Source organism: Roseobacter sp. CCS2 (assembly GCF_000169435.1).
In the GTDB taxonomy this organism is placed as follows: Bacteria; Pseudomonadota; Alphaproteobacteria; order Rhodobacterales; family Rhodobacteraceae; genus Yoonia.
In genome coordinates this window covers 712,669-732,830 of record NZ_AAYB01000001.1, presented here as the reverse complement: position 1 = coordinate 732,830, position 20,162 = coordinate 712,669, and the positions used below count along the sequence as shown (strand labels likewise).

The 20,162-nt window shown below is 56.5% G+C and carries 19 protein-coding genes; 10 read left to right on the top strand and 9 right to left on the bottom strand.

The features are described 5' to 3' along the window. Nucleotides 1–31: 31 nt before the first annotated feature. Complete coding sequence (locus RCCS2_RS03735; RefSeq protein ID WP_008231446.1) at nt 32–913, bottom strand: AEC family transporter; 882 nt, start codon at nt 911–913, stop codon at nt 32–34. 81 nt (nt 914–994) lie between these two features. Here RCCS2_RS03735 and hspQ point away from each other — a divergent pair, with 81 nt between their 5' ends. Then, nucleotides 995–1,321, top strand: coding sequence for a heat shock protein HspQ (hspQ, locus tag RCCS2_RS03730; protein ID WP_008231445.1), 327 nt, complete (start codon nt 995–997; stop codon nt 1,319–1,321). Here the strand turns inward: hspQ and RCCS2_RS03725 are convergent. Next, complete coding sequence (locus RCCS2_RS03725; RefSeq protein WP_037293481.1) at nt 1,318–2,157, bottom strand: fumarylacetoacetate hydrolase family protein; 840 nt, start codon at nt 2,155–2,157, stop codon at nt 1,318–1,320. The genes hspQ and RCCS2_RS03725 overlap by 4 nt on opposite strands. Nucleotides 2,158–2,255: 98 nt before the next feature. On the opposite strand from RCCS2_RS03725, the gene yaaA reads away from it, so the two are divergent. Next, entirely contained in the window at nt 2,256–3,032 is a 777-nt protein-coding gene (yaaA, locus tag RCCS2_RS03720; RefSeq protein WP_037293154.1) for a peroxide stress protein YaaA, read from the top strand. Here yaaA and RCCS2_RS03715 read toward each other — a convergent pair. The 3 genes from RCCS2_RS03715 to RCCS2_RS03705 form a co-directional block, all read right to left on the bottom strand. Beyond that, complete coding sequence (locus tag RCCS2_RS03715) at nt 3,029–3,868, bottom strand: DUF2927 domain-containing protein (protein WP_083791135.1); 840 nt, start codon at nt 3,866–3,868, stop codon at nt 3,029–3,031. The two genes, yaaA and RCCS2_RS03715, sit on opposite strands and share 4 nt — an antisense overlap. Nucleotides 3,869–4,056: 188 nt before the next feature. Next, on the bottom strand, nt 4,057–4,392 hold the full coding sequence (locus tag RCCS2_RS03710) for a Dabb family protein (protein WP_008231441.1): 336 nt from the start codon (nt 4,390–4,392) through the stop codon (nt 4,057–4,059). 33 nt (nt 4,393–4,425) lie between these two features. Continuing rightward, entirely contained in the window at nt 4,426–5,601 is a 1,176-nt protein-coding gene (locus RCCS2_RS03705) for an acetyl-CoA C-acyltransferase family protein (protein ID WP_198007001.1), read from the bottom strand. Between the two features lie 251 nt (nt 5,602–5,852). Here RCCS2_RS03705 and RCCS2_RS03700 point away from each other — a divergent pair, with 251 nt between their 5' ends. The 6 genes from RCCS2_RS03700 to selD all read left to right on the top strand — a co-directional run bounded on the left by RCCS2_RS03700 (nt 5,853) and on the right by selD (nt 13,042). Further along, nucleotides 5,853–6,215 (top strand): VOC family protein, encoded by a 363-nt coding sequence (locus RCCS2_RS03700; RefSeq protein WP_008231438.1) that lies wholly within the window; start codon nt 5,853–5,855, stop codon nt 6,213–6,215. A gap of 100 nt (nt 6,216–6,315) precedes the next feature. After that, nucleotides 6,316–6,972 carry an ABC transporter ATP-binding protein gene (locus RCCS2_RS03695; protein WP_037293152.1) on the top strand — a complete coding sequence of 219 codons (657 nt, stop codon included), beginning with the start codon at nt 6,316–6,318 and terminating at the stop codon, nt 6,970–6,972. Next, nucleotides 6,969–9,353 carry an ABC transporter permease gene (locus RCCS2_RS03690; protein WP_008231436.1) on the top strand — a complete coding sequence of 795 codons (2,385 nt, stop codon included), beginning with the start codon at nt 6,969–6,971 and terminating at the stop codon, nt 9,351–9,353. The genes RCCS2_RS03695 and RCCS2_RS03690 overlap by 4 nt, the downstream gene beginning before the upstream one ends. Then, nucleotides 9,343–10,371 (top strand): lipocalin-like domain-containing protein, encoded by a 1,029-nt coding sequence (locus RCCS2_RS03685; RefSeq protein WP_008231435.1) that lies wholly within the window; start codon nt 9,343–9,345, stop codon nt 10,369–10,371. Before RCCS2_RS03690 ends, RCCS2_RS03685 begins: the two co-directional genes overlap by 11 nt. After that, entirely contained in the window at nt 10,364–10,921 is a 558-nt protein-coding gene (locus RCCS2_RS03680; RefSeq protein ID WP_008231434.1) for a pyridoxamine 5'-phosphate oxidase family protein, read from the top strand. Before RCCS2_RS03685 ends, RCCS2_RS03680 begins: the two co-directional genes overlap by 8 nt. Nucleotides 10,922–10,945: 24 nt before the next feature. Further along, nucleotides 10,946–13,042, top strand: a complete 2,097-nt coding sequence (gene selD / locus RCCS2_RS03675) for a selenide, water dikinase SelD (protein ID WP_008231433.1) — start codon at nt 10,946–10,948, stop codon at nt 13,040–13,042. Here selD and mnmH read toward each other — a convergent pair. Then, nucleotides 13,029–14,081, bottom strand: a complete 1,053-nt coding sequence (gene mnmH / locus RCCS2_RS03670; RefSeq protein WP_008231432.1) for a tRNA 2-selenouridine(34) synthase MnmH — start codon at nt 14,079–14,081, stop codon at nt 13,029–13,031. The two genes, selD and mnmH, sit on opposite strands and share 14 nt — an antisense overlap. An 82-nt stretch (nt 14,082–14,163) precedes the next feature. On the opposite strand from mnmH, the gene RCCS2_RS03665 reads away from it, so the two are divergent. Further along, nucleotides 14,164–16,089, top strand: coding sequence for a hypothetical protein (locus tag RCCS2_RS03665; protein ID WP_008231431.1), 1,926 nt, complete (start codon nt 14,164–14,166; stop codon nt 16,087–16,089). On the opposite strand, the gene RCCS2_RS03660 is transcribed toward RCCS2_RS03665, so the two are convergent. The 3 genes from RCCS2_RS03660 to RCCS2_RS03650 are packed head-to-tail and all read right to left on the bottom strand — an operon-like array spanning nt 16,086 to nt 19,658. After that, the gene (locus tag RCCS2_RS03660) at nt 16,086–16,874 is read right to left on the bottom strand and encodes a metallophosphoesterase family protein (RefSeq protein WP_008231429.1); all 789 of its coding nucleotides are present in this window, start codon (nt 16,872–16,874) and stop codon (nt 16,086–16,088) included. The two genes, RCCS2_RS03665 and RCCS2_RS03660, sit on opposite strands and share 4 nt — an antisense overlap. 7 nt (nt 16,875–16,881) lie before the next feature. Further along, nucleotides 16,882–18,474: a phosphoglycerate dehydrogenase gene (gene serA, locus RCCS2_RS03655; protein ID WP_008231426.1), complete on the bottom strand. Its 1,593-nt coding sequence runs from the start codon at nt 18,472–18,474 to the stop codon at nt 16,882–16,884. A gap of 44 nt (nt 18,475–18,518) precedes the next feature. Beyond that, a complete protein-coding gene (locus tag RCCS2_RS03650; protein WP_037293148.1) occupies nt 18,519–19,658 on the bottom strand; it encodes a phosphoserine transaminase in 1,140 nt (379 codons plus the stop codon). 231 nt (nt 19,659–19,889) lie between these two features. On the opposite strand from RCCS2_RS03650, the gene RCCS2_RS18085 reads away from it, so the two are divergent. Beyond that, entirely contained in the window at nt 19,890–20,129 is a 240-nt protein-coding gene (locus RCCS2_RS18085) for a TFIIB-type zinc ribbon-containing protein (RefSeq protein WP_083791134.1), read from the top strand. The last annotated feature ends 33 nt before the right edge of the window (nt 20,130–20,162 follow it).

Genomic DNA, 20,162 nt, shown 5'->3' with positions numbered 1-20,162 from the left:
GCGGCGTCTGGGAATCCCTCTCGCGCAGCAATCAGATCACAATTGCAAGAATCAGCGGTAAAATGAGCACGGACAGCAGGGTGGAGGCGACAACAAGGCCTGCTACCGGCTGTGCGTCAGCCCCGTATTTTTCGGCCAAAAGGTAAGATGTCACCGCGACAGGGGTCGCTACCTGCAAGATCAAAACACCTGCCGCAACCGGATCAAGGCCAAACCATGTGGCTGCAGCCCAACCTGCCGCGCCACAAATCGCGACCTTCACCACCGATAAGATCACGGCTTGGGTCATCGCCTTTGTTTGCAGTCGCGCCACCGCAACGCCAAGTGTGATCAGCATCATCGGAATCGCCATCTGGCCGATCAGTTCAATCGCGTTGGTCAGGAATGCAGGTGTTTCCCACCCCTGCCACAGAAACAACGCCCCCAGCAAAGTGGCCCCGACAAGAGGTTCTTGCACAACACGTTTCAGTGATCCCGCGCCAGCAACCATCCAGATACCGATTGTGAACGATAAAATCGCCATGACCGCAAAGACAACAACGGCGTATCCCAGCCCGACCTCACCAAAGGCAAACAACGCCAGTGGCAATCCCAGATTGCCGGTATTGCCGAAAATCAGCGGTGCAAGGTATGTCTGGCTGTCCAGCTTGGCCAGTTTTATTACGATGAAACAGCCAATCATAACAAGGGCGTAGGCCACAAAAGACGCAAGCGTCAGCGCGGCAACCGCCTCTGGCGCTACCTCGATATTCATCAGCGCTACAAAGATCAGGCAAGGCACTGCAAGGGTCATCGCCATGCGGGTCACAAACTCGACCCGGTATTCGAACCCCAGCTTCACCCAAACGAACCCCACAGCCGCCAAAAGAAACACCGGCGCGGTGATGTTCAGCACTGTCAAGGCAAGTTCCACAGACTGTTTCCTTCAATTTTGAGTGCAAACAATGGACTTTGCACCCGCAGCAGACATATAAAGAGCATAGCTAGGAAGACCATGTTCAAAACACGCGCGAAATATCATTTGGGCCAAGTTGTGCGCCACCGTAAGCATCCTTTCCGGGGTGTGGTGTTTGATGTGGACGCCATGTTTTCGAACACGGATGAGTGGTATAACGCTATTCCCGAAGACAGCCGCCCTAAGAAAGACCAGCCGTTCTACCACCTTCTGGCCGAGAACGATCAGAGCTTTTATGTAGCTTATGTGTCTGAACAAAACCTTGTCGCCGACTATTCGGGCGAACCTGTTGATCACCCTGATCTGGATGATCTGTTTGGTCCGTTCGAGGATGGTCAGTACCCATTGCAGGTCCAACTGAACTAGTCCGCGAAGGCGACAACCTCTTGTCGCATCGCACCCAATCCTTCGATTTCAGCCGTCACAACATCCCCTGCTTTTAAGAAACGCGGTGGTTTTTGCCCGCCACCTACACCGGGGGGTGTGCCGGTCAGGATCAGATCGCCGGGGTGAAGGGTGATAAACTGGCTGACGTGCGCAACAATATGGGCAACGCTGAAAATCATGGTTTTTGTTGAACCAGTTTGCATCCGCTTGCCATTCACATCCAGCCACATGGTCAGGTTTTGTGGATCAGCAACCTCATCCTTGGTCGCCAGATAGGGGCCGATGGGGGCAAAGCTATCTGCGGATTTGCCTTTGACCCATTGGCCACCAAGCTCTGTCTGGAAATGCCGCTCTGATACATCGTTTGCCACAAAATACCCGGCGATATGGTTCATCGCATCCGCTTCGGCGACATGCAGCGCACGGTTGCCGATAGCAATACCCAGCTCGACCTCCCAGTCGGTCTTTTCTGCCCATTTTGGAATGACGATGGGGTCTGTCGGACCGGTCACATCACAAGCCTTCATGAACAAGATGGGATGTTCCGGGATCGGCATACACATTTCCGCAGCGTGGTCATAGTAATTGAGGCCGATGCAAAAGACACGCCGCACATCGCTTAGGAATGGTGCATGATCACCTTTGATTTCGGGCAAAGTATTCAGATCAAGACCTGCAAGATGTCGCAAACCGTCAGGTGTGATGGCAGCACTGTCAATGTCGGCTACATGCCCCGACAGATCACGCAGCAGACCTTCCTGATCGACTGCCGCTGGCTTGATCCCATCGCTTGTTTTGATCCGACATAACTTCATCAGCTTGTCCTTCTTTGCCAAAGACATGCCGCAGGTCAAAGGGGTGGTCAACGCCGCTGCCATGTTACATCTTCGGCAAGACCCGAAAGGATACCCAAATGCTCGTTGTCGTTTCCCCTGCCAAATCCCTCGACATGGACCCGGTTGATGTGACTGCCACTGCCCCTGATTTTCAGGATGATGCGGTGCGCCTGTCGAAAACAGCCAAGAACCTGACGTTGACGGAACTAAAAGGTTTGATGAGCATCTCGGACGATCTTGCGCGCCTGAACCGCGACCGGTTCAACGCCTTTGCGGCATCGCCTGATGCGGATGCGACGAAACCTGCGGCTTTGGCCTTCAACGGTGACACTTATCAGGGGCTAGAGGCCAAAACGCTGACCGAGGATGATCTGGCATGGGCGCAAGACCACTTGCGCATTCTGTCCGGCCTTTATGGTTTGCTCCGCCCACTAGATGCGATTCAACCGTACCGGTTGGAAATGGGCAGCCGTCTGAAAACGCGTCGGGGCAAATCGCTTTATGAATACTGGGGCGACACGATTGCAAAGGCGCTGAATGCACAGGCCGAGGCGGTGGGTGCCGATACGCTGATTAACTGCGCCAGTCAGGAATACTTTGGTGCGGCGGATACCAAGGCGCTGAAGCTGCGGGTCATCACGCCTGTCTTTGTGGAGGTGAAGGACGACAAACCACGCATCGTCAGCTTTTTTGCCAAACGTGCACGGGGTGCTATGGCACGCTTTATGGTCGAAAACCGGGTAACTGACGCGGACGGGATCAAAGGCTTCACCTCGGGCGGCTACGCTTATGATCCCGACCTTTCTGAAGGTGACAAATGGGTTTTCGTACGGGATTATCCGGCCGCCAACTAAGGCTGGGCCACGACACCGACCAGCATGTTAGTCTGCATGTTCATGAAAATATCTGCGGCTGTTTGTGCCTTATCACCCGGTGTCACGTCCTGGCTGTAAAGCGCGCGCAACAGCTGGAAATCAGGATCGCGGTCTTCGCGTGTGATGCCAGTGTTATCGAACGTAAACAGCGACGAATCTTGTGAATCGTTCAGCAAGCCTAGCGTTTGCATGAATTCCTCATAAAGGCATTCTGACACGGGCGTCAGCGCATCATCCATGTTGATGAAAATGAAACCGGCCCGCAGTTCATCATTCTTTGACATGACATTGAAGTAGCATCGCATATCTCCGCCTTCAGCAAACTGGCGGCTAAGGCGCTTGGTGCTTTGGGTCAGGGCGCCAAAGGTGATGCCGTCCTCCAACCCTGTAAGAAAAATAAAGATACTGCCGGTGACTGACAGGTCCTGTTCTTCTTCTTCGCCCGCAAAGAGGGCACGAACAATCGACCCTTCGATCCCATCGAAATCAACGATAGGCATGCGGAATTGCGTGTTGCCCGCCAGCCGCCGGTTGAATTGGGTCAGGTCAAAGAACTCAACCGCGCCGATGCCTGGAAAGTCGGGGACCTGCGCATGCACCATGTCCACCATGCGGCTGATCTGATCGCGATGCGGATCGCCGGTGTGAATAACGGTCAGCTTGGGTGGATAGGCCCAACGACGCAACGTTCCGCGTTCAGATGCCAAAATCTCGACCACCTGATCGTAGACGGGTTTTTCCTGTGCTGTGACTACCGCTGGCAGCGTCGCGAAGACAAAAGATAATAACGTGAGTATTCTTGGTATTCGTGGCATTTTCAGTACTCTCTGGCTGGTACAGTGAAGTCGCCCCAATGATCTGAGTATTGGTGGCGGCCAGCAAAAAAGCGAGCGGTTTATCGCTTAGTATGCCTGTTTTGCAGAAAATCATTGATCGACGTGTCTTGGCCGCAACAGGTGCAGTCAGCGGTTGTATCCGCTGCCATCAACAGATGGATGATATCCTAAAAATCTGCGGCAATCCGCATGTCGCGCAGCGGACGCACAGCTTTGATAGATGCCTCATAAAGCGGATCAGCTTTATAGGCTGACAATGCCTCTGCGCTATCAAATTCGGCGTACACGATCACATCAACCTCAGATGACAGCGCATCGCGGTGATTGTTTTGGCGCACTTCAAACACAGTGCTATGCGGAATGGCTGAGAGCAGTTGCAAGCCTTCGACGATAGCCGGAATATCCGCCTTGTCCTTGGCACTGAAGAATACAACATGGCGAAGGGTGGGGCGTGCGGTCACAGCAGATACATCTCTGTTAATGCGGTTACGCGTTAGAAGCATGACGTTCCACCAACCGCAAGTGCCAGCCCTGCGTTAAATCCGCTCAATCGCCAGCGCGATGCCTTGGCCGCCGCCGATGCACATGGTGATCAGGGCGCGTTTGCCGCCAGTCCGTTCCAGTTCGTACATCGCCTTGACGGTGATGATCGCCCCTGTCGCGCCCACCGGGTGGCCCAATGCGATGGCCCCGCCATTGGGGTTTACGCGGGCCGGATCAAAGCCCAGTTTCTTTGACACAGCAAGCGCTTGGGATGCGAAGGCTTCGTTTGATTCAATCACATCAAAATCATCAACGGTCAGTTTGGTTTTAACCAACAGGTTCGCAACCGCAGGAACGGGGCCAATGCCCATCACCTCTGGGCGGACCCCTGCATGGGCATAGCCGAGGATACGAAACTTGGGTGTCAATCCGGCCGTTTCAGCCGCCTCAGCTGTTGCCAGTACAATCGCTGCCGCACCATCGTTCAGGCCAGACGCGTTGCCAGCGGTCACCGATCCGTCCTTTTGGAAAACAGGACGCAAGCCAGAAAGCGCCTCTAGCGTTGTCGCTTTGGGGTGTTCGTCCGTCACAAAATCCACCATCTCGCGGCGCTTTTTGACCGGCACTGGTATGATCTGACTGTCGAAATACCCTGCTTCCATCGCCGCCGCCGCACGTTGCTGGCTTTGCAGCGCAAAGGCATCTTGATCGGCGCGGCTGATATCATGTTCGCCCGCAACATTTTCCGCCGTTACACCCATATGCCCTGTGCCAAAAGGACAGTTCAGCGCGCCCAGCATCATGTCTTGTGTGCGAACATCGCCCATTTTCGCGCCCCAGCGCTGATCCGAGATAATATAGGGTGAGCGGCTCATGTTTTCGGACCCACCCGCAAGACCGAAGGCCGCATCGCCCAGCATCAAGGATTGCGCGACTGAGACGATCGCCTGCACACCGGACCCGCACAGGCGGTTGACGTTCATTGCGGGCGTCGTTTCTGAAATGCCAGCATTCATGGCTGCCACCCGGCTGACATACATGTCCTTGGGTTCGGTGTTGATAACATGGCCCATCGCCACGTGCCCAACCTGTGCACCTTCAACGCCAGAGCGTTCAAGCGCCGCCTTTGCAGCAATAGTCCCCAACTCAATAGGAGAGGTGCCTGCCAATGATCCACCAAAAGTGCCAATCGCAGTGCGTGCACCACCCAGAATTACGATATCGGTCATGTCGGATCCTTTTGTCATTTTCGCTTTGATCGTACCGCAGCATGCGTAAATAGACAGGGAAACGTGGCGGCAAACCTTGAAATATCCCTCATTATTCCTAAATAGTATACTATCGTATACATTTAAGAGGTGGTCATGCTATTAGACTTGACTGGGGGCAACCCGATGGTGGTTGTCGCTGTATTTATTGCCGTTGTCTGGTTGCTTGTGCGCTATAGTGGCGGGCAGCGTAAGAACCGAAAAGATGACGAATGATTGTTGGATTGGATCATGTTCAACTGGCACTGCCCGCAGGGGCAGAAGACCAGATGCTTGCGTTCTACTGTGATTTATTGGGCATGACAGAGCAGGCCAAACCCGCTGCCTTACAAGGGCGCGGTGGTTTCTGGGCGCGTGCGGCTTCGCTGGAATGTCACTTTGGTGTTGATCCGGATTTTCATCCGGCGACCAAAGCGCATCCTGCATTTATCGCTCATGATCTTGACGCATTGGCGCGTCGATTGGCTAAGGCGGGTTATCCGATAAAATGGGACACTGCCTTAGCGGACGTAAAACGCTTCTTTACGGCTGATCCTGTCGGCAACCGTATTGAACTGATTGCAACCAACGTCTGAACCCGTAGGTACGCAAATCGCCCGTCTTGGGGACGAAACGCCGCAAGGGGCGTTTCCTTCTGCATTGCGCGTGTTACCTCTGTCCGAGGAAATGAAAAACATGCTGCTGACTGTTCAGAATATTCACAAAACCTATCAAACCGCGGACGGCCCGTTCGCGGTGCTGCGCGGTGTCGATCTGACATTGGACGCCGGCGAAACGCTTGCGCTAACGGGCGAATCCGGAAGCGGGAAAAGCACATTGCTGCATTTGATCGGTGGGTTGGATACGCCGGATCAAGGGCATATTCATCTGGGCGAACTGGATATTACAACCCTTGACGACAATGGTCGCGCTGCGTTGCGTCGGGGCACTGTTGGCGTTGTCTTTCAACAATTCAATCTGATCCCCAGCTTGCGGGTTTCGGACAACATTGCCTTTCAGGCGCGTTTGGCCGATCGGTATGATCCCTTATGGGACGCCACATTGGCTGAACGCATGGGCCTGACACCGCATTTGAACAAATACCCAGAGCAGCTGTCAGGCGGCCAACAACAGCGCGTTGCCATCGCGCGCACTCTGGCGCCAAAACCACGCCTTGTACTGGCGGATGAACCCACCGGTAATCTGGATGAGGCAACCGCCGCCGCCGTTCTTGACCTGATGCTGGAGCTTGTGTCTGAGACCGGTGCCGGTTTGTTAATAGTCACCCATTCGACCGAACTGGCTGGCCGCATGTCACGCCGTTTGCATCTGCGCGCCGGGCAGGTGGCATGACACGGGCCACCTTACAGGCGCTTTTGTCCCATTGGTGGCGCAATCCCTTGCAGCTTTTCACACTGCTGGCCGGATTGGCGCTGGCGACAGCGCTGTGGTCCGGTGTGCAGGCCGTCAATGCCGAGGCGCGCGCGAGCTATGATGCAGCGGCAGCCACATTGGGCGAAGGACAATATGACCGGCTGGTGCGCCGCGATGGGCAACCGATGCCGCAAGAAACCTATGTCGCGTTGCGCCGCGCGGGCTGGTTGGTCAGTCCGGTGGTGCAAGGGCGCTTGGACGGCGTGCGCGTTGTGGGGGTTGAGCCGCTGACAGCACCGGGTGGCATCGGCCCGGTCGACCCTGTACAAGGCGGCGACATCACGGAATTCCTGTCAGGTGAAGGCCAGCTTTTCGCCAATGCAGAGACCGCGTTGGCATTGCCCGATCTGAACGTGATCCTTACGCCAGAGGCAGCGCCGGGGACGGCTGTTACCGATATCGGTGTTGCACAACGCCTGCTGGGCAAACTGGGCCAGATCGACAGTCTTATCGTGCTGCCGGGGCAGCCGAAAGGCCGCGCAGACCTCGCCGCTGTTGCACCTGATCTTACTTTACAACCTGCGCAAGGTGGCAGCGATATTGGGCGGCTGACGGATAGTTTTCACCTTAACCTTACAGCCTTTGGGTTACTGTCATTTGCGGTGGGCATCTTTATTGTGAATGGCGCCATCGGTTTGGCGTTTGAGCAGCGACGACCTGTTGTGCGTACCCTGCGCGCCTTGGGGTTGCCGCTGCGGAACGTGGTCATCCTGATGGGGGCGGAGCTGATGATATTCGCCCTGATCGCAGGGGTGATTGGCGTGGCGCTGGGCTATGGTATCGCGGCGCTTTTGTTGCCTGATGTGGCGGCCACGCTGCGCGGTCTTTACGGGGCAGATGTGTCCGGTACGTTGCAGTTACGCCCGTCGTGGTGGTTGTCAGGTCTGGCTATTGCGCTGGGGGGTACGGCGATTGCGGCCAGCGGCGCGCTGTATCAAATAAGCAAGATGCCGTTGCTGGCGGCAGCACAACCGCGCGCGCTTGCCATGGCGGCTGGCAGGCAGGCCGTGGTTCAAGGGGTGTTTGCCGCGATCCTTTTGTGTGTTGCTGGTGTCATGATGTTCACGGCGAATGGTCTGATCGGGGGTTTTACCCTGCTGGCGTCTCTTTTGATCGGGGCGGCACTGGCGCTGCCACTTATTCTGGATCGGATTTTGGCCGCCAGCAGCAAGATCGCCACGTCGGTGACGGCGCAGTGGTTCTGGGCAGACACGCGCCAGCAATTGCCCGGGCTGTCATTGGCCCTGATGGCTTTGCTACTGGCCATGTCAGCCAATGTTGGCGTGTCGACGATGGTGTCCAGCTTTCGGCTGACCTTCACTGATTTTCTTGATCAGCGTCTTGCGTCAGAACTCTATATTCGAACTGAAAATGAAGCACAGTCCGCGGCGCTGGTCGCTTTTGCTACACCGCGCACCGATATCATCCTACCCATCCAAAGCGCCGATACGGAGGTCGCAGGTCAACCGACCGAAGTTTACGGCGCGCGCGATCATGCCACTTATCGCGACAACTGGGTTTTCCTGCAGCAGGCAGCGGGGCCTTGGGACAGCACCTTTGGCGGACAGACCGTTTTGATCAACGAACAGTTGTCGCGCCGGGCGGGGCTGAATGTGGGTGACGCAATCGTGCTGCAGGGCACGTCATTTCAAATTGCCGGCGTCTACGGCGATTATGGCAATCCAATTGGGCAAGCCGTGATTGGTGAGGGTGTTTTTGCGACGCTGTATCCTGCCATCATCCCGCAGAATTTTGGCTTGCGGATGGACCCAGTTGCCGTCCCTGATTTTCTGACCGATTTGGAGGCTACAACAGGCATCCGCGCGACGCAGGCTGTGAACCAGGCAAGCATCAAAGCGATCTCGTTGTCGATCTTTGAGCGGACCTTCACGGTGACCACCGCCTTGAATATCCTGACACTTGCTGTCGCAGGATTTGCAATATTGATGAGCTTGCTGACCCTTGCCACAATGCGCATCCCGCAACTGGCCCCGGCCTGGGCAATGGGGATGACACGTAGCCAGATAGGGAGACTGGAACTGGTGCGCGCAGTCATGCTGGCGCTGTTAACGGCTGTGGTGGCGCTGCCTTTGGGCCTGGCGCTGGCATGGGCGTTGCTGGCGGTGGTGAATGTTGCCGCCTTTGGGTGGCAGTTACCGATGTATCTTTTCCCGATGGATTATGCGCGGCTGGGTCTTTTTGCGCTGTTGGCAGCGGCCATTGCAGCGCTTTGGCCTGCGCGGCGTTTGGCCCGAACCCCGCCTGCGGATTTGCTGAAGGTGTTTTCGAATGAACGTTAAAGTTTTCATGCTGGCACTGTTCTTGCCCATCGCCGCTTTCGCCCAAGGGTTTGCAGGTCTTGGCACTGATGCGGACGGTTTTTCCGTTCCGCAACCTGACCCGCAATTTGATTTCCCGACGGATCACGGCGCACACCCCGACTATCGCATCGAATGGTGGTATCTGACAGCGAACCTGACTGCGGCTGATGGCACACCTTATGGGTTGCAATGGACGCTGTTTCGATCTGCCCTTGCGCCAGAGGCTGGCGAAGGCTGGACCGCACCCCAACTTTGGATGGGGCATGCGGCGGTGACAACGCCTGATGATCACTTTGTTGCGGAACGGCTCGCGCGCGGCGGGATTGGACAGGCCGGTGTCACAGCCGACCCGTTTGAGGCGTGGATTGATGATTGGTCGCTGGTAGGCGATTGGGATACACTGCGCATGACGGCCAGCGCCCCTGACTTTGCTTACGATATGGCACTGACGGCGCAGGGCCCGCTGATCTTTCATGGAGATGACGGGTATTCGGTGAAGTCGGCGGCGGGGCAGGCGTCTTATTATTATTCGCAGCCGTTTTTTGCGATTGAAGGAACGTTGCAATTGCCCGAAGGTGATATTGCCGTGACGGGGAATGCATGGCTGGACCGTGAATGGTCATCGCAGCCTTTGGCGGATAATCAAACCGGGTGGGATTGGTTTTCGCTGTCGTTTGACGATGGCAACAAGATGATGGGCTTCCGGCTACAGCAGACCGACGGAAACAACTTTACCTCCGCGACGTGGATCACCCCCGACGGTGTGACGACCGCTTATACCGATGGCGCGCTTACCGCGACGCCGCTGGCGCTGAACGATGATGATGTACCGGTACGCTGGCGTGTTGAACTGCCGGTGCGCGGTGTGGACGTGAAGGTAGATGCGATCAACGAAGATGCCTGGATGACAACCAGCGTACCCTATTGGGAAGGACCGGTGACGGTCATCGGCAGCCATCAGGGCATCGGGTATTTGGAGATGACAGGCTATGAGTGAATGGTTTGAAACCGCTGACGGTATCCTTGCCAAGGTTTGGGGAACATTGGGGCGCGGTGTCGCTGATGCCAAACACCCGGCACGCAGGCCAACCTTCGCAACCATATCACCCGATGGCTGGCCAGAGGCGCGGACAGTCGTGTTGCGCACCGCTGATCGCGAAGCGGGGGTCGTGACAGTGCATACCGATCTTTATTCCGACAAAATCAAGAGCTTGCATGCGACCCCGCGCGCCGCACTGCATATCTGGGATGCCAAACAAGACCTGCAAATCCGGTTGCAGGCCGAGGTGTCGATCAATTCAGGCGCAAAGACCCGTGCGTTGTGGGACAAGATCCCAGATCATGCGCAACAGTCCTATGGGGTGACCCCGCCGCCCGGCACACCGATTGAAACTGGATTGGACTATGTCAAAGACCCTGATCCTGCGACTTTTGCTGTGCTTGACTGTACCTTAATCACCATCGACGCGGTGCATCTTGGTGCAGATCACCGCCGTGTCAGTTTCTCACGTGCCCGTCATTGGCAAGGACAGTGGCTTTCCCCTTAACCACACGCCCGCTACAACAGCGTCATGAACAGCTTACCACTCACCCGTGACCTTGTCCTGATCGGCGGCGGTCATACCCATGCGCTGGTCTTGCGCAGTTGGGGGATGAACCCGTTGCCGGGGGTGCGTGTGACGGTGATCAACCCCGGGCCAACAGCACCTTATTCGGGGATGCTGCCAGGATTTGTTGCAGGGCACTACACGCGGGATGATCTGGATATTGATCTGGTGAAACTCGCGCGGTTTGCCGGCGCGCGGATCATCAACGGTTATGCGACTGGCATTGATGAAGACGCACGCACGATCCATGTCGCGGGTCGTCCGCCGGTAGCCTATGATGTGGCGGCGGTCGATATCGGCATCACGTCAGCCATGCCGGACCTGCCGGGGTTCACCACTCATGCGATCCCGGCCAAGCCGTTAGGCACCTTTGCCAGCCGTTGGGATACCTTTCGCGCACAGGCCGATGCACCGCAGATCGCAATTATCGGTGGTGGCGTGGCCGGCGCCGAACTTGCCATGGCGATGGCACATTCCTTGCGCGACAAACAACCAACCGTGCGCTTGATCGACCGCAGTCGCGTTCTGACCGCGCTTGGCTATAAAGCAAGGCAAAAGATGCTTGCTGCGCTGACTGCCAGCAATATCGAAATCATCGAATATGCCGAAGTCACCGAGATTTTCGCAGAAGGTGTGGTGCTACGCGATGGCCGCACCATCCGCAGTGATTTTACGACCGGGGCGGCCGGTGCCAAACCGCATGATTGGGTGGCTGAGATTGGTCTGGAACTGCATGAAGGTTTCATCACCGTCGATGCAAACCTGCAATCAAGCGCGTCAGAGGTTTTCGCCGTAGGTGACTGCGCGCATATGCCCCATGATCCAAGGCCAAAGGCCGGGGTTTATGCCGTGCGCCAAGCGCCGGTGCTGTTTGATAATCTGCGCGCCGCTTTGTCCGGTGGTACGTTGCGCCCGTACAAGCCACAACGCGACTATCTTAAGCTGGTATCATTGGGGTCAAAGACTGCGCTGGCCGAAAAATTCGGTACAGCCCATGCAGGGCCAATACTGTGGACGTTGAAAGACTATATTGACCGCAAATTCATGGATCAGTTTGATACGCTCAAACCCATGGCGGCCCCCAAATTGCCGCGCACTGTCGCGCTTGGGGTGAAAGAGGCGCTGGGCGACAAGCCGATGTGCGGGGGGTGCGGGGCCAAGGTGGGCCGTGCAGCGCTGCAAACCGTTCTGGCCGATCAATTTGGTGATGACGCAGCAGTGGTACAGCCCGGTCAGGTGATGAGCACGGACCACCTGCGCGCGCTGACTAATGATCCAGTCCTAATGACACAGATTGCAGCGGTTCATGCGCTGGGCGATATCTGGGCGATGGGGGCTAAACCGCAGGCCGCAACCGCAAGCCTGATCCTGCCGCGCATGTCGGTAGAGCTGCAAGAGCGAACAATGACTGAAATTATGGCGACCGCGTCAGAGATCTTTGCCAAGGCTGGTGGCAGGATCATCGGCGGGCATTCGTCCTTGGGGGATGAATTGACCATTGGTTTTACTGTAACGGGACTGACCAAGAAACCGATCACCCTGTCCGGGGCAAAACCGGGCGATAAGCTGATCGTCACAAAACCCATCGGCAGTGGTACGATCATGGCGGCTGAGATGGCAGGCAAAGCCAATGGTGCTGACGTGATCCGATGTCTGGCGCATATGGTGCAGGATCAGGCCAAAGCTTCAACCATTCTAGGCAACGCCCACGCGATGACTGATATTACGGGGTTTGGTCTGGCAGGACATTTGCGGGGTATTTGCGATGCTTCGGGCGTTGGTGCCGTGCTGGATTTGGATGCGATCCCGCTGATGGACGGGGCGCAGGCCCTTGCAACCGCTGGCGTGCGTTCAACACTATTTGAAGACAACCGTATTGGGGCCGGGCAGATCAGTGGTGCCAGCATGGACTTGCTATTCGATCCGCAGACGGCGGGCGGGCTTTTGGCAGCTGTGTCTGCGCGATCGGCTGATACCGCGCTGCAAAAACTGCACGATGAAGGCTATAGCGCTGCCGTGATTGGCGAAATAACCGAAGGTTCGAACATCAAAACGCGTTAACTGCGGCGGCAATCCCGTCCGCCGCACGTTCCTGCCCATCATTATCCAGCGTTTCAACCGCGACCTCTGTCAGCACCTCGCGTTCATCAATGCGGCGCGATTTGGCATAGGCCGGGTCATAGTGATCAACCATCAAGGCCTGTGACAGGTCCACCAAAGCACCTTCTTGCGATAATGCAATCCAGCGGTCTACGATCGCATGGCCACGCAAACGGCGCAGCGGCGCTAGTTTTTCGGCAACAACCGCTGGGTCTTCGATCACGTCGCGATATGCGGTGGCCAGATAGGCCGCGCGTGCGGCCTTTGGTGCTTGAATGACAATACGAGGCGCTGCAAGCATCGCGACCCACACAGACGCAGGGATCACAATGCGCCCAATCTTGCTGCTTTCGGCCTCAACGACGACTGGCCGCGCCGGATCAAGCTTACTCAGGGCCAAGGCAAGACCGGTTTCAAACGCTTTCTGCGAAGGTTGCCCACCAGGCATTTTTCCCAAAAGTGATCCGCGGTGACCAGCCAAACCTTCAAGATCAATCACCTGCACGCCGCGGGTCGCAAGCCGAGGTAGAATTTCGGTTTTGGCGGTGCCGGTGTAGCCATCAAGCAAGATAAGACGATGCTTCAACGGGTCATCATAAAGGTTCGCCTTTACCAGCCGCCGAAATGCCGTGTAGCCGCCCTTTACCGTATCAGCGCGCCAGCCAATTTCGGACAACAGCGTCGAAAACACGCCAGAACGTTGGCCACCACGCCAGCAATAGACCAAAGGACGCCATGCGCCGTCCTTTTCCATCAATGGGCCATCGATATGGTCAGCCACGTTGCGGATCACCATGCCCGCGCCAATCTTGCGCCCATCAAAAGGGCTGATTTGTTTGTAGATCGTGCCGACCTTGGCCCGCTGTTCATTCGACAGGGCCGGCAGGTTAATGGCACCGGGCACGTGATCTTGCGCAAATTCAGCAGGCGATCGCACGTCTATCACGGTGTCAAACCCGTGGTTAAGGATTGCGTCGAGGCTGGTGAATTTAATCGGCATTGCAATGGTCTACGGCAGTTCAGGCGGGGGCAAAAGGGCGAAAACCATTGCGAGCGTTCCCACAGCGCCCTAGCGTGAGTGTATGAATTATGAAGACCTGCATTTGATCACGCGCTGGGCGCAAGTCGTCCAGTTGCGCGACAATGACCTGCTGACCCCCGCTGAACTGGTTTTGCTGGAAAGCGCGCAAACGGGAACAACGGCGCGGGTCGGCCAGACCGTACCGAACCTCAAAGCGCCTGGTGTACTGATCCGATCCGCCCTTTTGCGGTATCTGATCCTTGGCGGATGCAATGATTTTCGCACCCAGCCATCGGGCATTACGGTGAATGGCGCATGGATTGGCGGCAAGCTGGATCTAAGCTTTACGCAGGCCCGTGGACCGGTGGATTTTTTCAACTGTCACTTTGCAGAACGTGCGCAGATGGTGCAATTGCAGGCTGATGGACTGACGATTGTCGGTTGTACGATGACCGATGGGATAAATGCGGCGCGTATTCAGATCAGTGGCAACGTGACGCTGAACGGCAGTCGGATTGACGGGAAAGTGTCGCTGTCTGGCAGTGATATCAAAGGGCATCTGTCGTGTACGCAAGCCATCTTGCGCAACCCCGAAGCCTCGGCCTTTAAAGCGCAGGGCATGAAAGTCGCCAGTAGCGTGCTTTTGGAAGGGACCACCGCCTCTGGGCAGGTCAGTTTGTTGGGTGCGCAAATCGGGGGTCAACTGGTGGCTATCGGTGGCGCATTTCATAATCCGGGCGGTCATGCGCTGAACGCCCAAAGCACGCAGGTGCGTGGTGACGCGTTCTTGCGCTATGCGGCCACCGATGGCGAAGTCAGCTTTATGGGCGCAGAAATCAGCGGTGTGCTGGATTGCAGTCACGCTGTGATGCGAAACGCTGATGGGTATGCGCTGAATGCGCAACGCTTGATCGTGCGCGAAGGGTTCATTTGGCGGCGGATGAAGGATGTGGTTGGCGCAGTTGATTTAACCTCAGCGCATGTTGGCGACCTTTGGGATGATCCAGAAAGCTGGGCGTTGTGTGAACGGCTTTACCTGAGCGGGTTCATTTATGACGTGTTGCATGGCGGGATCAATGTACCGGACAGGCTGGCGTGGCTAAAAATGGGGGCGATATCGCAGCGGGAATTCTACCCGCAACCTTATGAGCAACTGGCCAAGCTGTTGCGCGAGACCGGCCATCGGTCTGATGCGCGCGCGATTATGGTCGCCAAGGAAAAAGAGCAGCGCAAAGCCTCACGCGCGCGGTGGCGACGTGAACGGGACTGGCGGATGTCGTTACGCGAAGCCAGTCTTATGCCACCAGACGAACGACAAGCCGAGATTGAGACGCTGCAAAAGCGTCGCCCCGCTGATCCGCACGTGGCGCGATTGGCTATGCTGCATCCCGCAGATGAAAGCCGCTTGGCCGTTGGTGCACTGACATTGAAGCTTGCGCAAAAGCAGTTCCGGGACGAACAGCGCTGGCATGGCATTCGCGTCGGTTGGCGCAATGCGGGCAGTTTGATTGCGGATCGGGTGTTTGGCTTGGTTGTGGGCTATGGGCACAAACCAGAGCGCAGTTTCTATATGCTGCTTACGCTGGTCTTTATTGGCTGGTTCCTGGCTGATCGGTCTTGGGAAGAGGGCGATTTTGCGCCAACGGCTGGACCTGTTTTAATGTCGGAAAGCTGGCAGATGCTGGCAACTGATCCCAACATTCAGAACCCCGCCAAGGTCTGGTCAGACAAATACATGCTGGCACCGGATGGAACGCCTGTCCTGACAGCTGGGCGTGACTATGAAACCTTCAATGCGGTCTCTTATGCCGTCGATCTTGTAGTGCCGATTGTGTCACTGGGACAAGAGGCGGCATGGGCCCCCTCGACCACACGCGGCCCATGGGGGTGGTGGCTGTGGTGGGCGCGGTGGTGGTTGATTGCCCTTGGCTGGATTGTCACCGCAATCGGTGCCGCTGCGGTGACCGGGGTCATTCGCAGGGATTAAGGGGTAAGCGGCACGCGCCCCTGATCCGTCAGCAGCCAACAATCGCGGCCTTCAAACACCGCAGGGATCAGCGGGTTGCCATAACCCGCGCCACCATCCAGATCGACGCGGTTGCCGAAATGCTGCGGGTGGTCAAGGGCAGTATGACCGTGAACGACCAGCCTGCCAAAATCCGCGCGACTGCCCAGAAAAGGTTCGCGTATCCAGATCAGATCTTCTGGGTCCTGAAAGGCAAGCGGCAGACCGGGGCGCAGGCCAGCGTGTACGAAAAACAAATCATCCGTTTGATACCAAAGTGGCAGGTTTTTCAGAAAATCAACATGCACTTCTGGAACGGCACTGCGTGCCATGGCTTGCAACGCATCCTTATCAATCTGGCCGGTCGGCCCTTCGAAATAGTCCAGTACTTCAGGCTCTGTGCCGCTGCGGTGGGCAAAGTGCATCACCCCTTCCAGCCCATAGGATGCTAACGTCATGCTGCCACCCAGTCGTGGGTTGAGCCAGCTGATGCCTGACTTTACATGGGTATCATGTTCGATCCCGTGCTTTACGAAGTTCGTGAACAACCGGTCGTGATTGCCCTTGATGAATACCCAATCGCGCCCCGCGTCCCGACCTGCAATCAGCGTGTTGATCACGGCCCGGCTGTCCGGGCCGCGATCAGTGTAATCGCCCAAAAACACGATTTGTGCATCAGGACCACCATCTGCAACGATCAGGGCAAGCGCCTGATCAAGCATCTCTTTCTGGCCGTGAATATCACCAATCGCGTAAACGGGTTTCATGCGCCGGTCAGACGTTGAACGTCAGCGGCTTGACCTGTTGGAACAGCCCGGTTGTTTCCAAAGCTTCGATCGCTTGCGCTGGAATAGGTTCGTCAACATAAAGCAGCGCAATCGCCTCGCCTTTGGCCTCGGACCTGCCAAGCGTAAAGTTCGCGATATTCACGTTGTTGGCCCCCAATGTCGTGCCCAAGGTGCCGATGACACCCGGACGATCTTCGTTTGTGGTGTAGACCATATGTTCACCAATTTCGGCATCAATATTGATGCCTTTGATCTGGATGAACCGTGGTTTGCCATCGCTAAAAACCGTACCCGCGACCGAGCGTTCGCGCTTTTCGGTGACAACGGTCACTTTTACATAGCCTTCAAACGCACCTGATTGGTCCTGCTTGGTGGTTGAGACTTTGATCCCGCGTTCTTTGGCAATCACCGGGGCGCTCACCATGTTGGTATCCGGGTTCGCCTTGGTCATGATCCCTGCGATGGTCGCTGCTGTTAGCGCCTTGAGGTTCATCTCGCTGGCTTCGCCGTCAAACAGGATATTGATCGCCTTGATCGGTTCATCCGTCATCTGCCCGGTGAAGTTGCCCAGATGCCCGGTCAGCTTGATCCAGGGGCCCATGACCTTGGCTTCTTCTGCGGTGACAGACGGCATGTTCAGGGCGTTCTGCACCGCACCTGTCAGCAGGTAGTCCGACATCTGTTCGGCCACTTGCAAGGCGACGTTTTCCTGCGCCTCGGTCGTGGCCGCACCAAGGTGTGGCGTGACAACCACGTTTGGCAAGTTGAACAGCGGGCTTTCGGTGGCAGGCTCAACCGCGAAAACATCGAATGCCGCGCCTGCAACGTGACCGGATTTCAGCGCCTCTGCCAAGGCCGCCTCATCCACCAGACCGCCACGCGCGCAGTTCACGATGCGCACGCCTTTCTTCAGCTTAGCGATATTTTCTTCGGACAGGATGTTCTTTGTTTGATCAGTCAGCGGCACGTGCATGGTGATAAAATCAGCACGCCCCAACAGCTCATCCAACTCCACCTTCTCAACGCCGATATCAACAGCGCGCTCTTCTGACAGGAAGGGGTCATAAGCCACAACTTTCATTTTTAGGCCCTGTGCGCGGTCGATCACGATAGACCCGATATTCCCCGCACCGATCACACCCAGCGTTTTGCCTGTCAGTTCCACACCCATAAAGCGGGACTTTTCCCATTTGCCTGCGTGGGTGGATGCGTTTGCTTCTGGGATTTGGCGCGCAACCGCCATCATCATGGAAATCGCGTGTTCTGCGGTCGTGATTGAATTCCCGAAGGGCGTGTTCATCACGATGATCCCCTTCTTGGAGGCAGCGGGGATATCGACGTTATCCACCCCGATCCCCGCACGGCCAATGACCTTGAGGTTTTCGGCGGCGGCAATGATTTTCTCAGTCGCTTTGGTCGCGGACCGGATCGCAAGCCCGTCGTATTGCCCAATCACTTCAAGCAGTTTTGCCTTGTCTTTGCCAAGGTCAGGCTGGAAATCCACATCGATGCCGCGATCTTTGAAGATCTGCACGGCTGCGGGTGAGAGTTTGTCAGAGATAAGTACTTTGGGGGCCATTTTGCCGCTCCTTTTGAAAGATCGTCAGGTGGGTGAAACCCACGTTATGCGTTGATTTCGGCCTCAAACGCCCATTCCAGCCATGGCAACATGGCCTCAATGTCGGACGTCTCAACCGTGGCACCACACCAGATGCGCAGGCCAGCGGGGGCGTCGCGATAAGCGCCGATATCAAGGGCGATGCCTTCAACCTCAAGCCGCTTGGCGACGGCCTTGGCGAAGGCAGCACCATCGCTGATACGGTCATCGGTGAATTTCAGGCAGACGGATGTGTTCGACCGCGTGGCCGGATCAACCGCAAGGTTTGCGATCCACGGTTTATCAGCGCAGAAATTCCAGATCGCACGCGCATTCGCGTTCGCCCGGTGCATCAGCGCATCCAGACCGCCGATAGAGCGACCCCATTTCAGGGCAACAAGATAATCCTCGACCGCCAGCATGGACGGCGTGTTGATCGTTTCACCGCGGAAGATACCTTCGATCAGTTTGCCACCTTTGGTCAGGCGAAAGATTTTCGGCAGCGGCCATCCTGGGGTGTAGTTTTCCAAACGTTCCACCGCGCGGGGTGACAAGATCAGCATGCCGTGGGCCGCTTCACCGCCCATGACTTTCTGCCAAGAAAAGGTCGTCACATCCAGCTTGTCCCATGGCAGATCCTGCGCAAAGGCGGCAGAGGTTGCATCGCAGAGCGTCAGACCAGCGCGGTCGCTGGGGATTACATCGCCCGATACGACCCGCACGCCGGATGTCGTGCCATTCCAAGTAAAGCAAACGTCATTGTCATAGTTCAACGCTGCCATATCGACGATCTCGCCATACTCAGCCGTGTGCACAGCCGCGTCGATTTTCAGTTGCTTGACCACGTCCGTGACCCAACCCGCGCCAAAGCTTTCCCATGCGACCATCTGGGCCGGGCGTTCACCCAAAAGCGACCACATCGCCATCTCAAACGCGCCGGTATCAGAGGCAGGCACAATGCCGATGCGATAGTCGGCAGGCACACCCAAAATTTCGCGGGTCAGATCAATCGCCTCGGCCAGTTTTGCCTTGCCAACAGCCGCACGGTGCGAACGGCCCAAAGGGGCATCGCGCAGTGCATCCAATTTCCAGACGGGGGGTTTGGCACAAGGGCCAGAAGAAAAACGCGGATTAGCCGGCCGCGTTGCCGGTTTCGAAATAACCATCAGTGGTATCCTCACAGATATGCGCCCTTCGTTGGGGAAGGGTGTCCCACCTGTGCGAATAGATCGGTCTTGGGATCTTCGCAACACTGAAAGCGGTTTAAATCCGGCGCTTGTTTCGTTTTTTACGACATTGATGTTGCCAATCGGAAACCTGCGCGGCCTTCCGCCGCATCCATTGAATTGCAGGCCGTCGCGCATATTTATAGTGCACAATTTTGGAAGGATAACCTAATGAAATGTCCCATTGACGGTGCCACACTCGTGATCTCGGATCGTAGCGGCGTAGAGATTGATTACTGCCCCGACTGCCGCGGTGTCTGGCTGGACCGAGGTGAGCTGGATAAAATCATTGAGCGTTCCATGGGTGCTGGTGGTGGTGACAGCCGCCGCCCTGATCGGCGCGATGATCGCTATGAGGAACGCCCGCGCAAAAAGCGCGAAAGCTTTCTTGGCGAGCTTTTCGACTTTTAGGGGTGTGTTCGCGATCCATGGGACGTAGACCTG